Raw genomic sequence first — 12,327 nt, 5'->3', positions numbered from 1 at the left:
GGTGTAAACTGGACTCCGCCCAGCAGGGCAGTTCTACCTAAGCATTATTCCGTTCAGAGCATTACTTAACGACAGGGGAGCGCCGCCGTCGGGCACTGGCCAAGGCCGGGAACCGCAGGTGGGCGCTGAGAGTGCGGACAGCCGCAGACCCTCGAACCTGATCCGGTTAGTACCGGCGCAAGGGAGTCGAGTTCTCGAAGTCCGGCAACGGCAGTAGCCGCTTGCCGTGCTTTCCCCTCCTGTTTCCCAGGAGGATCACATGAGCACTGCAGCAATCAAGAAGACCACCAGCAAGTCCTGGCGCGTCGTGGACATCGTGGTGGCGGCCCTGATCGCCATCGCCGGCGGCGTCATCTTCTGGGCCTGGTCCCAGGGTGCGGCCGCGGTTTCCGCGCCGATGAACGCCGTTTACCCGCCCCTGACCGGCCTGATCGCCGGCGGCTGGATGATCCCGGCGGTGCTGGGCATGCTCATCATCCGCAAGCCCGGCGCGGCATTGTTCTGCGAAACCGTCGCAGCCACCGGTGAGCTCCTGATGGGATCGCAGTACGGCGCCTCCGTGCTGTTCTCCGGCTTCGTCCAGGGCCTCGGCGCGGAGATCATCTTCGCCATCTTCGTGTACAAAAAGTTCAACCTGCCCGTTGCCCTGCTGGCAGGCGCGGCGGCGGGACTCTTCTGCGGCCTGAATGACTCTTTCGCGCCGTGGGGCTGGAACATCGCCTACTCGGGCGGTGACAAGCTGGCCTACATCATCTTCACCGCGATTTCCGGTGCGGTCATTGCCGGTGCGCTGTCCTGGATCGCTACCCGGGCTCTAGCGAAGACCGGCGTGCTGAGCTCCTTCGCCTCGCGCAAGGCAGCCACGGAGCCCGTCCTCTCCTGATGCAGGCACCTTCGCACCAGGCCGGGCCCGGAGCTATGCGGCCGGCGGCCGTCACGGCCCGCGGCTGGGGGTGGCGGCATGCCGGCCGCCCCAAGCCTGCGGTCCACAGCCTTGACCTCGACATCGCGCCGGGGGAGCGGGTGCTCCTGCTCGGTCCTTCCGGTGCGGGCAAATCCACCCTCCTGCATGCCCTTGCCGGGGTTCTGGGCGACGTGAACGACGACGGCGAGGCGGGCGATTCGGACGAGTCGGGTTCGCTGCTCGTCGGCGGTGCGTCCCCCCGCGGGCAGCGCGGCCATGCCGGGCTGATGCAGCAGGACCCCGAAACACAGGTTGTCCTCTCCCGCGTAGGCGACGACGTCGCCTTCGGCGCCGAAAACCTTGCCGTGCCCCGTGACGCGATCTGGACCCGCGTGCACGAGGCGCTTGACGACGTCGGCCTGTCCCACCTGCCGCTGGACCATCCGACGTCGGCCCTGTCCGGCGGCCAAAAGCAGCGCCTCGCGCTGGCGGGCATCCTTGCGATGCGGCCCGGGCTGATCCTTTTGGATGAGCCCACCGCCAACCTGGACCCGGCGGGTGTGCTGGAGGTCCGCGACGCCGTGGCCCGGTGCCTGGACAAGACCGGCGCAACGCTGGTGGTGGTGGAGCACCGGGTGGCGGTCTGGAAGGACCTGGTGGACCGGATTGTGGTCCTGCAGCCCGGCTCGGCCTCTGATCCTGCGGTACTGCTGGACGGCCCTCCCGACCAGGTACTGAGTGACGCGCGGACCATGCTGATGGCCGCCGGGGTATGGGTGCCCGGTTATGTGCCCGCCACCCGTGCCCGTGCTGCCGTGCCGGCCGCCGGGACGGGAAATCTCCTGCTCGCCGCCGAAAAGCTGGCAGTGTCCCGGGAACGTCCGCGCCGCAGCGGGTTCCGCAGGATCCCGCCAGTCCCGGTGCAGGAAGACATCACCGCGCAGGTGCGGGCCGGCCAGGCACTGGCAGTGGTGGGACCCAACGGTGCGGGAAAATCCACCTTTGCCCTGACCCTCGCGGGGCTCCTGGAGCCGGTCGCCGGCAAGGTTTCCGCCACCACCGACCTGAGCCGGGGAGCGGGAATCGACCCCTACAAGTGGAAAGCCGAGCAGCTGATCGAGCGGGTGGGCACGGTGTTCCAGGAACCCGAGCACCAGTTCGTTACCGGCAATGTGCTCGATGAACTGCTGTTCGGGCCCCGGCACCTGGGGCACGGCGAGGAACGCGTTGACGAACTGCTGGAACGGCTGCGGCTCACCGCGCTGGTGGACGCCAACCCGTACACACTTTCCGGCGGGGAGAAACGGCGGCTCTCCGTGGCTACGGTCCTTGCAGCGAGCCCGCAGGTCCTGGTGCTGGACGAGCCGACGTTCGGCCAGGATGCGAACACGTGGGCGGAACTGGCGTCCTTCCTCTCCGAACTGCTGGACGCGGGCACCGCAGTGGTGTCGGTGACCCACGATGCCGAGTTCACCGCCGCGCTGGGCGGGACGGAGCTGCGGATGGCTGCAGCGGAACGGGTGGCACCATGAGGCAGCAGCTGAACCTGCGTGGCAACCAAGCCCTCCTCACCCGCGCCAACCCCCTAAGCAAAGTGGCCGCCGTCGTCCTCATCACGGTGGTGCTGGCACTGTCCATCGACTGGGTCTCGGCCTCGGTGGCGCTGTTTTTTGAGTTCCTGCTGTTTCCGCTTGCCGGCCTGACCCTGACGCTGCTGTGGCAGCGTGGCTGGCCGCTCATTCTCGCCGCTGCCGTGGGCGGCTGGAGCACCTCCATCCTTGCCGCGGACAGCGGACGGACCCTGATCGACGTCGGCATCTGGACCATGAGCGAGGGTTCCCTGGAGACGGGAATCGGGTTCATGCTGCGGGGCCTGGCCATTGCCCTGCCGGCGGTGCTGCTCATGAGCTGCACGGATCCAACCGACCTCGCGGATGCACTGGCGCAGAAGGCCCGGTTGCCCCACCGTTTTGTGCTGGGCACGCTGGCCGCGATGCGGTTGGTGGGCCTGATGGCTGAGGAATGGCAGACCATCGGCATGGCGCGCCGGGCCCGGGGCGTGGGCTCGCGGGGCACAATTGTGCAGCGCGTGAAAGCGACGCTGGGGCAGAGCTTCGGCCTCCTGGTGCAGGCGATCCGCCGGGCGTCACGGCTGGCTGTCACCATGGAAGCGCGGGGCTTCGGCGGCGGAAGCCGGACGTGGGCCCGCGAGTCCACCTACAGTCTCCTGGACGCCTGGGTGCTGGCGGGAGGCCTGCTCGTGGCGGGCCTGGCCGTTGCCGCGGCTCTCTCTGCGGGCACGTGGAACATGGTGTGGCTGGGAAGCTAGGGTTCCTGCTTGCAGGCATGGTTGTAGTCGAAACCCCGCGCCACGAACTGCGTCAGGACCACCTTGCCGCCGCCCGTTAGCGGAGCCTTTGAGCAAGCGCCCGCCGCCCGGTAGGCGTTGCGGGAGCCGGCCAGCCAGCTCGGCAGCGGGTAGAGGTTGCTGGAGCTGCTGACGCTGCCCACGATCCGGCCCCACTGCAGGCCGGTGGAGTAGAGGCCCACGCCCTCCACCCCGATGCTGTGGAAGAAGTCCGTCATGCCTTCCAGGACAGCCCGGTTGGCGTCCTTGTCGCTGGACCAGGTGTTTTCAGTCTCAACGTCCAGCCACCAGACATAGTCTGCCGGGTTGCTGATTCCGCGGATGTAGGCGTCGTCGTAGGCTTTGGCATAGCCGTACATGTAGGCGCAGGCCGTGCCGTAGTCCCCTTCTTCGCAGGGTCCGTAGGGGTTGTGGACGTGCCGCCCGATGGGGTACTCGTCGCTGACGGGCCACCAGGATCCTGCGCTGCCGGGGTTGGCAGTGTTGACGTACAGCGACACGGCCGGTTGGGTCGGGAGGCCCGGTGACGTCTCCGCCCACTCGAGCTGCTCCTCCAGGCACGGGTTGGTGTTGTTGGCCAGGCCGTTGTTGACGCCCACGATGCCGAAGGCCTGGCCCTTGGGCAGTTCCTTTTTGCACTGCGGCCAGGAGATGTCGTTGCCGAGGAGCGATTGGCTGCCCTCACCCGGCGACGGCACGGCGGACGCGGGACCTGCAAAAACCAGAATCAGAGCTGCTGCCAGCATCCACGCAAGCCGGATGGCGGGCAGAGGGGCTGGCGTCCGGGGCATGTAGGCTCCGTTAGGTGCTCGAAAAGATAGTTCCCCTCCAGTTTCCTCCGGACGGTGGGATGGGACAAGGCGCGGGCCGGGCCAGGTTTCTATCGCATGTACCGGGTAATTGGTCGTTTGATCCGGCCCATACCCCCGTTTTTCGCCAGCTATAACTCATCGATGATATATTTGCTCCATGACTCAGGAAACCGCTGAACACGTTGCCGCCATGCTGCGGGACGCCCGCAACGAGAAAGGCTGGACCCAGGGCCAGCTGGCCGCCGAACTCGGAACCAGCCAGAGTGCGGTGGCACGGATGGAGCAGGGGAAGCAGAACCTGAGCCTGAAAATGATCCAGCGGCTGGAAGCCATCTTCGACCGGAGCATCGTCAACGTGGGCAAACCGCAGATGACGCACCTTCGGGTGGAGGGCGGACGGACCCTGTCGGGCGCGGTGGACGTGAACAGCAGCAAGAATGCCGGCGTCGCCCTGCTCTGTGCAAGCCTGATCAACAGGGGAACAACAGTGCTCCGCCGCCTGGCCCGGATCGAGGAAGTCAACAGGATTGTCGAGGTGCTGAGCAGCATCGGCGTGGAGTGCACCTGGCTCAACGACACGGACCTCCGGCTCCGCCGCCCGGCCGTTTTGAACCTGGAAGCCATGGATGTTGACGCCGCCCGCCGGACGCGCAGCGTGATCATGCTGCTGGGTCCGCTGCTGGATGAGTCGGAGGAGTACCGGCTTCCCTACGCCGGAGGCTGCGACCTCGGCACGCGTACGGTTGAGCCGCATATGCAGGCACTGCGCCAGTTCGGACTTTCGGTGGAAGCCACCGCCGGCTTCTACACGGTGCAGGCGCCGTCCGCAGACAGGCAGGACCGTTCCTTCGTCCTGACCGAGCGCGGGGATACCGTCACCGAGAACGCCATCATGGCGGCCGCCCACCGCGAGGGCACCACCGTCATCCGCAACGCCAGCCCCAACTACATGGTCCAGGATCTCTGCTTCTACCTCGAGATGCTGGGGGTGACCATCGAGGGCGTGGGCACCACCACCTTGAAGATCGCCGGGCGCCCGCAGATCGACGCCGAGATTGAATACTTCCCGTCCGAGGATCCCATCGAGGCCATGAGCCTCATCACCGCCGGCATCGTCACCAACTCCGAGGTCACGGTCCGCCGCGTCCCCATCGAGTTCATGGAGATCGAATTGGCAACGCTTGGCCAGATGGGCCAGCAGCTGGAGATTTCCGGTGAATACATGGCACGCAACGGCCGCACGCGGCTGGTGGACGTCACCACCACACCGTCGGAGCTGCGGGCACCCGAGGACAAGATCCATCCCATGCCGTTCCCCGGCCTCAACATCGATAATCTGCCCTTCTTCGCCGTCATTGCAGCGAACGCCAGCGGCCAGACCATGATCCACGACTGGGTCTACGAAAACCGGGCCATCTACCTCACGGAGCTCAACCGGCTGGGGGCGCAGGTGCAGCTGCTGGATCCCCACCGGATCTACGTCAACGGGCCCACGCGGTGGCGTGCAGCGGAAGTGGGATGCCCGCCGGCACTGCGGCCTGCAGCCTGCCTGCTGCTGGCAATGCTGGCCGCGCGCGGCGTCTCCGAACTGCGGAACATCTATGTGATCGAGCGTGGGTACGAGGACCTGGCAGAGCGGCTGAACACCATCGGCGCCAAAATCGAGTACTTCCAGGACTGACCTTTCACGGTTCGTCATGAAGGGCCGGGTCCCGCTAAATATCCCGTGACTGCCGCAGAATGTGAGTATGCGTACTTTCGGCGTCGAAGAAGAACTCCTGATCGTTGATCCGGAGACCGGGGAACCGCTTGCCCTGGCCGATGCGCTGCTGTCCGGGCGGCGCATGGCAGCCGATGATTCCCCGCGGGATCCGCACGCCCTCGAGACCGAAGACACGACAGTCTACGACGACGACGAAATGGGCCTGAGTGCCGAGCTTAAGCTTGAGCAGATCGAGACCCAGACGAGGCCGTGCCTGGACTCCGGCACCTTGCTTGAACAGATCCGGGCGGGGCGGGCACTGGCTGACCAGGCCGCCCGGAAGAACGATGCGCGGGTGGCAGCCCTGGCAACCTCGCCATTGGCTTCGACCACCCACACCACTCCGGATCCGCGCTATGCCAGGATGCTGGAGCGCTTTGGACTTACTGCCCAAGAGCAGCTGACCTGCGGCTTCCACGTCCACACCTACGTGGAGTCGCCCGAGGAGGGTGTTGCGGTGCTGGACCGCATCCGCGACAAACTCGCCGTGCTGACGGCTCTGAGTGCCAACTCGCCGTTCTGGAACGGTCTTCAAACGGGCTTCGAGAGCTACCGCACGCAGGCGTGGAACCGGTGGCCCACGGCCGGTCCTGCAGGTATCTACGGAACCTATCCGGCCTACCGCAGGGTGGTCACGCGGCTGCTGGACAGCGGCGTGATGCTGGATGAAGGGATGCTGTACTTCGACGCCCGGCTCTCACGGAATCACCCGACCGTGGAAGTCCGGGTGGCCGACGTCTGCCTTCGTGCCGAGGATGCTGCCCTCATCGCCCTGCTTGTGCGTGCACTTGTCGAGTCGGCCAGCAGGGAGTGGCATGCCGGCGTCGAGCCGGCCCCCGTACCTACGGTGCTTCTTCGGATGGCGTCGTGGCAGGCGAGCAGCGCCGGGCTCAGCGGTGACCTCCTGGACTTCGGGAACTTCCGGCCAAAGCGTGCGGCCGATGTGGTGCGTTCCCTGGTGGACTACCTCGCTCCGGTTCTGGACGAACAGGGAGAGCTCGGCCTGGTGCGGCAAAGCGTGGAAGACATCATCGCCCGGGGGACCGGGGCAGCTGAACAGCGCCGGGTCCGGGACAAACTCCTGGCAGGACCACCGCCTGAAGACATGGGCCTCGGCGCAGTGGTCAGGCATGCCGTGAACATCACTATGAGCGGAGCCGCGGACTTACCGGAGGCTGATGCGGTTCCGGAGCTGCTGCGGGTGCGGCAATCCTAGGGGAAGCTTTTTCCGGTCCCGCGGCATAGCGCATCAGCCTGATTCCCGCGGCGAGTTCCACGGCGTAGAAAACAAAAGGCGGGAGGTCTTTGTAGCGCAGGAGAATGGCGGCGAAAAGCGGGGCGCTCGCGGCTGCGCCTGTGGCGGTGGGCCCTTTGAGCGGTGAAAGCAGGAGGGCTCCACCCAGCGCGCCAACGCCTAAGGTCTGCAGGCCCGCATAGCTGAGGAATGGCCAGGCCGGGCCGCGCCGGTAAGCGAAACGTTCGATGTCAGCGGCCCGTCCGGCGAGGGTCACGACGAACATGGGACTGCCCGCCAGGAATGCAGCGGCCGACGCAGTGGCCAGCTTTTGCGCTGGTCCGGGTCCGGCTCCGGAATCCTTCAACGGGCCGGACTGGTGCTGTTGGGCCCGCCCGAGCTGTTGGGCAAACCTGGCGAAGCCCAGGGGGGCCGCGGCGGTGCCGGCAGCGGCGAGGAACTGGCCCAGAATCCAGAGGCCGCGGTGGCGTTCCAGGGTAGACAGCCTGACGGCAGGGTCATGGATGGCGTGGACATTGCCAACCATGGCGATTCCCAGCCCCCAGCACACGCTCGCAGCGGTGATAACGGCTCCTGCCCGGCGGTACGGTTTCAGCTGGCTCACAACCCGACTCCTTTGACGCCCGCCCTGGCCGGTGGAATGAAGCACTGGTATCGGCCAGATGAGGCCGAAGCTACTCCTTGCTCGATATTGGGTCAACGGTCCCGTGGCCTGCCGGCACAGGCACAGGCAAAGGCACAGGCACCCAGGACGGTAGGAGTTCCCAGTTTCTGCAGGGGTCCTCAGGCAGGACAACGGGCATGGCGTAGAACTCCTCCCACAGCGGATCGTCGGGTGGCAGTTCGTCGATGTCCAGGAGGTTGTCGCCAGGTGGTTCCTCTGGTGGAGGTGCCGGGTACATCAGAACCCGGAGCGGTCCACCGGCGAGGACATCGACACTCCGGACCAGTTGGGGCTTCTTGGCTAGGAGACCGCTGAATGAGGGCGCGGATCCACACGGCAAGTGAGGGGGTGCTCAGCCGGGAGTTCAACCGCCGGAGTACAGGATTTGTTCCAGGGCGTCTTCTCCCGGGGACGGCCCAAGGTGGACCAAGTCCGGGTAGCCGTCCACTGCATCACACCGTGCGGGGTGTGACCGGTTCGCATTTGAAGTCGGCACCGGTTTCGGCTCCGCGCTCAGATTCCCGGGCCATTGCGGTGGTTCCCAGTCCTGGTGTTCGCTTTTGTAGCGGCGGCCTGTTGGTGAAATCCAGCCGGGTGGTTCGTTTTTTGTGGCCGGGGTGGGTGTCCAGCCGCTGGTGTGCCTGAGGCGGTGGTGCTTCGGGCAGGGCTGGCCCAGGTTGCTGATCCCGGTAGTCCCGCCGTGATGCCAGGCGAGAATGTGGTCTGCTTCGTTGTCCAGGGAGTTGTTGCTGCAGCCGGGGAAGGGGCATTTGCCGTCCCGCAGCCGCAGCCACCGCCGGATGGCTTTCGTGATCCGGTAGCTGGTGCGGCCGATTTCCAGCGGCGCCCCGTCCCGCGGGTCCACCAGGACCCGGTAAAACGAGCCAGCCCCGCCCGCGACGAGCTTCCGGGCCATTGACGCCGGGATGGGGCCGTGGCCGTCGAGCATCGCCGGTTCATCCGTCAGGCCAAGGAGTGAGAACACGGGCACCGTAACCAGGACCTCCGCGTGCGGAGTGCGGACATCCGCAACCGTACCGCCGGAATCCTGCACGTTCTGCCCGTTCTGCCCGCCCTGTCCGTTGCTGAGGACGGCGTCGGCGAAGATGTCGGCGCAGAGCTGGGTCAGGGTGCGGGACTCGTCCGGGCCCTGCAATCCCCGGGCCAGCGCCCTGGTCCGGTTCCACATCGCCGACGCCGTGTCCGCCGGCAGGTAAGCGTGGAACCAGGCCATCCCGTCCACGTCCGGACGGTGCTCCACCCGCCGCTCCGCAACACTCCTCGCGTGGCGCTTTTCAAGGGATTCGGGATGGTGGCGTTCCCGCCAGGTCCGGGCCTTATGCCGGAACCGGTGCGGCACCAACTCCCCCGGCCCCGCACACCCGCGGGCCGGATTCGGTGCGTCCGGGCCCAGGAAATGCCCCTCCAACGCCGCCGCCCCGGCCCGATCCAGCGTGGCCGTTTCCTCAACCACCACCTTCGCGTGCGCCCACGACAAGCTCCCGTCCTGCAAACCCGCCAAGGTCAACGGCAAAACATTGGCCAGTACCTGCGACTGCTCCAGCAGCACACCGGCAGCCCTCGCACCAATGGTCAACACACCCGCGACTTCGGCGACCATCGACGCTTCCTGCGCCACCGCCCCGGACGGCCCCGTTGCCCGTGACGCCACAGCCTTGGCAGCTTCTGCATACCCTGCAGCCAGATGCACCTTCAACGCAGCAGTCCCGGCCTCAAGCCGGGCGACCCCGGCCAGCCCGTCCAAGCTCCGATCAGCCTGCTCCCGCAACGGATCAAAACCCTCACCGCTCCCACGAAGCACAGCACCCAGCTCAGCAAGGGACGCCTCAAGGACCTCCAACGCTTCCAATGCCGCCCTGCCCGCCATACCCAAACTATGACAGGGGGGTCTGACAAAGCATGGGGCAGCGCATCCAGCCCGGTGGTCAGGGTAACCGGCGTCTGGCCGTTAGCTGGCAGGGCCGCGGGTCGTAGCACGCCGGGAAGGCGACGTGGCATACTCAGGCGCGTGACGCCGTCGTACGAATTCCACGCCGAGGTATGGCTCAACCCCGGCGAAGCGGGCTGGCATTTCGTCACCCTGCCTGCGGACGTGGCGGATGACATCAAGGAGCGGACCGCTGCCAGCAGCAAGGCCTTCGGAGCGGTAAAGGTGACAGCCGACATCGGAGGCCACTCCTGGCAGACCTCGCTGTTCCCCGACACCAAACGCGGCACCTATCTCCTGCCGGTCAAGAAGACCGTCAGGGACAAAGCCGGGATCGGCACCGGGGACACCGTGGAAGTCCGGCTGGACTTCCAGCCGGACAATGCTCCGCAGAACTAGATCTGTTTGAGGGCCTGTTCCAGGTCCCGGATCAGGTCGTCGGCGTCCTCAAGCCCCACGGACAGCCGCACCACGCCGTCGCTCAGGCCGATGGCGGCACGGCCTTCCGGCCCCATGGCGCGGTGCGTGGTGGTGGCAGGGTGCGTTATCAGGGACTTGGAATCGCCAAGGTTGTTGGAGATGTCGATGATGCGCAGACCGTCCAGCAGTGCGAAGGCGGCTTCCTTGCCCGAGCGGCCGCCGGACGGAGCAAGCTCCAGGGTGAGCACCGTACCGCCGGCGCGCATCTGCTTGGCCGCAAGCTCGTACTGCGGGTGGGACTTCAGGAGCGGGTACTTCACCCAGCTCACAGCGGGCTGCTGCTCCAGCCACTCGGCGAGGCGCAGGGCGGTCGCGGAAGAGTGGTTGACGCGCAGGGCCATGGTCTCCAGGCCCTTGGTGAGCACCCACGCGTTGAACGGGGACAGCGACGGGCCGGTGTGGCGCATCAGCTGCTTGACGGGTCCGTCAATGAATTCCTTGGTGCCCAGAATGGCGCCGCCCAGCACCCTGCCCTGGCCGTCAATGTGCTTAGTGCCGGAGTAAACGATGACGTCGGCTCCGAGCTGGCCGCAGCGCTGCAGCAGGGGAGTGGCAAAGACATTGTCGACGACGACGGTGGCACCCGCGGCGTGCGCAAGTTCGCTGACCGCGGCGATGTCCACGATCTCCTGCATCGGGTTGGACGGCGATTCGAAGAAGACGGCGGTGGTGGGCTGGGACAGGGCCTCACGCCACTGCTCCAGGTCCGGGCCGTCCACGAAGACCGTCTCCACGCCCCAGCGGGGCAGGATTTCGTTCAGGATCACGAAGCAGGACCCGAACAGCGAACGGGCGGCAACCACGCGGTCGCCGGCAGCCAGCAACGCGCCCAGTGCGGTAAACACCGCGGACATGCCCGACGCCGTCGCGAAGCACGCTTCGGTGCCCTCGAGCAGGCGGAGCCGCTCCTGGAATGTGGCCACCGAGGGGTTGCCGTACCGGGAGTAGACGAAGCGCTCGTCCTCACCCGTGAATGCCCGCTCGGCGGCGGCAGCGGATTCGTACACGAAGCCCGAGTTCAGGAACACGGCCTCGCTGGTTTCCTGGAAATTGGTGCGGTCCAGCCCGCCGCGGACTGCCTGGGTGTCAGGGCTCCAGCCGGCGGCGTCGTTATTGAAGGTCACTTAGTTCTTTCCCAGGTTGGTCGGCAGGCCGCGGTTCTTCCAGCCGTTGACGGTGCGTTCGCCGTAGCGGTCCGGCTCACCCTCGAAGCCCTCCAGGACGTTGTACGAGGTGAAACCGGCCTGCGTGGCGGCGATGGCCGCGGAGATGGAGCGCTGGCCGGAGCGGCAGATGAACAGCAGCTCGGTCCCGTTGTCCTCCGGCGCCTGCTGGCTCAGGTCTTTGATGAAATCGGGGTTGGGAATGCCTCCCGGGAACGTCCACTGGATGAACAGGGGATCGTTGTCAGTGGTCTTGGTGTCCGGAATGCCGATGTGGGCCCATTCGCCCTCGGTGCGCACGTCCACCAGGATGGCGCCCTGCTCCAGCTTGGCCCAGGCTTCCTCAGGCGTCAGGTCTCCTGCGTAGCTCATGCGTGGCCCTCGCCGTCGAACTCGAGGTCCTCGGTGCCTGACTCCAGGTTGTCAACAGCAGTGGCGACGGCAGCGTCGGCCGAAGCGATGGCCGCCGGCAGGACCAGGGCCTGGGCAACGATGACGCTGCTGCCGTTGAACGTTGCTGCCGGGCTGCCGTGCAGGACATAGCCCTCGGCCAGCGCGGTTGAGATCCGCTCGCAGAATGCGCGGTCGTCCGGGCCACTGATAAGGCGGTAGGACAGCTTTTCTTCAGGGGCAGGTGCGTCAGACACGACGGATCTCCTTCTCTCACGCTTGCAGCTCGAATCGGTCGACATGCCGAGTATTCACCTGAGGCACCCCGCCGCGAAAGGGAGGGTTGCCGACCGGCCAGTCAGGGCTTGGCGCCGGTACTCATTACTCCCCAAAAACGTAACATCTGGCACGCGGAGCCGCACCGCCGCCGTCGTCATGTTCCGTAACTGAACGGTCCGGCGCGTGGTGGGCGACGCTGCGCACTTAAGCGAGGGAACGTCCGACGGCGGTATCGCCGCAGGTGGGCGGGCGTTCCTTACCGTCCGCCAGGCCTGCGTCCGGATAGAGTTCACGTGGGGCAT

General features: G+C 66.4%; 12 protein-coding genes and 2 riboswitches. Of the genes, 6 read left to right on the top strand and 6 right to left on the bottom strand.

The features are described 5' to 3' along the window. The first annotated feature begins 63 nt into the window (after nucleotides 1-63). A riboswitch (TPP riboswitch) is annotated at nucleotides 64-202 on the top strand. Nucleotides 203-259: 57 nt separating this feature from the next. The 3 genes from ACZ9BC_RS10805 to ACZ9BC_RS10795 are packed head-to-tail and all read left to right on the top strand — an operon-like array spanning nucleotide 260 to nucleotide 3,233. Beyond that, entirely contained in the window at nucleotides 260-883 is a 624-nt protein-coding gene (locus ACZ9BC_RS10805; RefSeq protein ID WP_476245923.1) for an ECF transporter S component, read from the top strand. Continuing rightward, nucleotides 883-2,436 carry an ABC transporter ATP-binding protein gene (locus ACZ9BC_RS10800; protein ID WP_476245922.1) on the top strand — a complete coding sequence of 518 codons (1,554 nt, stop codon included), beginning with the start codon at nucleotides 883-885 and terminating at the stop codon, nucleotides 2,434-2,436. The genes ACZ9BC_RS10805 and ACZ9BC_RS10800 overlap by 1 nt, the downstream gene beginning before the upstream one ends. Next, nucleotides 2,433-3,233, top strand: coding sequence for an energy-coupling factor transporter transmembrane component T family protein (locus tag ACZ9BC_RS10795; protein WP_476245921.1), 801 nt, complete (start codon nucleotides 2,433-2,435; stop codon nucleotides 3,231-3,233). The genes ACZ9BC_RS10800 and ACZ9BC_RS10795 overlap by 4 nt, the downstream gene beginning before the upstream one ends. On the opposite strand, the gene ACZ9BC_RS10790 is transcribed toward ACZ9BC_RS10795, so the two are convergent. Then, nucleotides 3,230-4,063: a glycoside hydrolase family 25 domain-containing protein gene (locus ACZ9BC_RS10790; protein WP_476245920.1), complete on the bottom strand. Its 834-nt coding sequence runs from the start codon at nucleotides 4,061-4,063 to the stop codon at nucleotides 3,230-3,232. The two genes, ACZ9BC_RS10795 and ACZ9BC_RS10790, sit on opposite strands and share 4 nt — an antisense overlap. Before the next feature lie 178 nt (nucleotides 4,064-4,241). On the opposite strand from ACZ9BC_RS10790, the gene ACZ9BC_RS10785 reads away from it, so the two are divergent. Beyond that, on the top strand, nucleotides 4,242-5,765 hold the full coding sequence (locus tag ACZ9BC_RS10785; protein ID WP_476245919.1) for a UDP-N-acetylglucosamine 1-carboxyvinyltransferase: 1,524 nt from the start codon (nucleotides 4,242-4,244) through the stop codon (nucleotides 5,763-5,765). A gap of 67 nt (nucleotides 5,766-5,832) precedes the next feature. Further along, nucleotides 5,833-7,062 (top strand): glutamate--cysteine ligase 2, encoded by a 1,230-nt coding sequence (locus tag ACZ9BC_RS10780; RefSeq protein ID WP_476245918.1) that lies wholly within the window; start codon nucleotides 5,833-5,835, stop codon nucleotides 7,060-7,062. Here ACZ9BC_RS10780 and ACZ9BC_RS10775 read toward each other — a convergent pair. Together ACZ9BC_RS10775 and ACZ9BC_RS10770 are read right to left on the bottom strand one after the other, a co-directional pair. After that, nucleotides 6,992-7,705, bottom strand: a complete 714-nt coding sequence (locus ACZ9BC_RS10775) for a hypothetical protein (protein WP_476245917.1) — start codon at nucleotides 7,703-7,705, stop codon at nucleotides 6,992-6,994. The two genes, ACZ9BC_RS10780 and ACZ9BC_RS10775, sit on opposite strands and share 71 nt — an antisense overlap. A 424-nt stretch (nucleotides 7,706-8,129) precedes the next feature. Then, a complete protein-coding gene (locus ACZ9BC_RS10770) occupies nucleotides 8,130-9,653 on the bottom strand; it encodes an HNH endonuclease signature motif containing protein (protein ID WP_476245916.1) in 1,524 nt (507 codons plus the stop codon). Between the two features lie 141 nt (nucleotides 9,654-9,794). On the opposite strand from ACZ9BC_RS10770, the gene ACZ9BC_RS10765 reads away from it, so the two are divergent. Next, the gene (locus ACZ9BC_RS10765) at nucleotides 9,795-10,112 is read left to right on the top strand and encodes a DUF1905 domain-containing protein (RefSeq protein ID WP_476245915.1); all 318 of its coding nucleotides are present in this window, start codon (nucleotides 9,795-9,797) and stop codon (nucleotides 10,110-10,112) included. Here the strand turns inward: ACZ9BC_RS10765 and ACZ9BC_RS10760 are convergent. Genes ACZ9BC_RS10760 through ACZ9BC_RS10750 form a run of 3 tightly spaced genes read right to left on the bottom strand, consistent with a single transcriptional unit; the run spans nucleotide 10,109 to nucleotide 12,003 of the window. After that, a complete protein-coding gene (locus ACZ9BC_RS10760) occupies nucleotides 10,109-11,317 on the bottom strand; it encodes an O-succinylhomoserine sulfhydrylase (RefSeq protein WP_476245914.1) in 1,209 nt (402 codons plus the stop codon). The two genes, ACZ9BC_RS10765 and ACZ9BC_RS10760, sit on opposite strands and share 4 nt — an antisense overlap. Continuing rightward, a complete protein-coding gene (locus ACZ9BC_RS10755) occupies nucleotides 11,318-11,728 on the bottom strand; it encodes a rhodanese-like domain-containing protein (RefSeq protein ID WP_476245913.1) in 411 nt (136 codons plus the stop codon). Beyond that, on the bottom strand, nucleotides 11,725-12,003 hold the full coding sequence (locus tag ACZ9BC_RS10750) for a DUF1737 domain-containing protein (RefSeq protein ID WP_079595376.1): 279 nt from the start codon (nucleotides 12,001-12,003) through the stop codon (nucleotides 11,725-11,727). The genes ACZ9BC_RS10755 and ACZ9BC_RS10750 overlap by 4 nt, the downstream gene beginning before the upstream one ends. A 13-nt stretch (nucleotides 12,004-12,016) precedes the next feature. After that, a riboswitch (SAM riboswitch) is annotated at nucleotides 12,017-12,132 on the bottom strand. Nucleotides 12,133-12,327 lie beyond the last annotated feature (195 nt).

This window comes from Pseudarthrobacter sp. TE3704 (genome assembly GCF_056279405.1).
The sequence above is the reverse complement of the archived record's forward strand: the minus strand, read 5'-3'. Positions and strand labels throughout refer to the sequence as shown.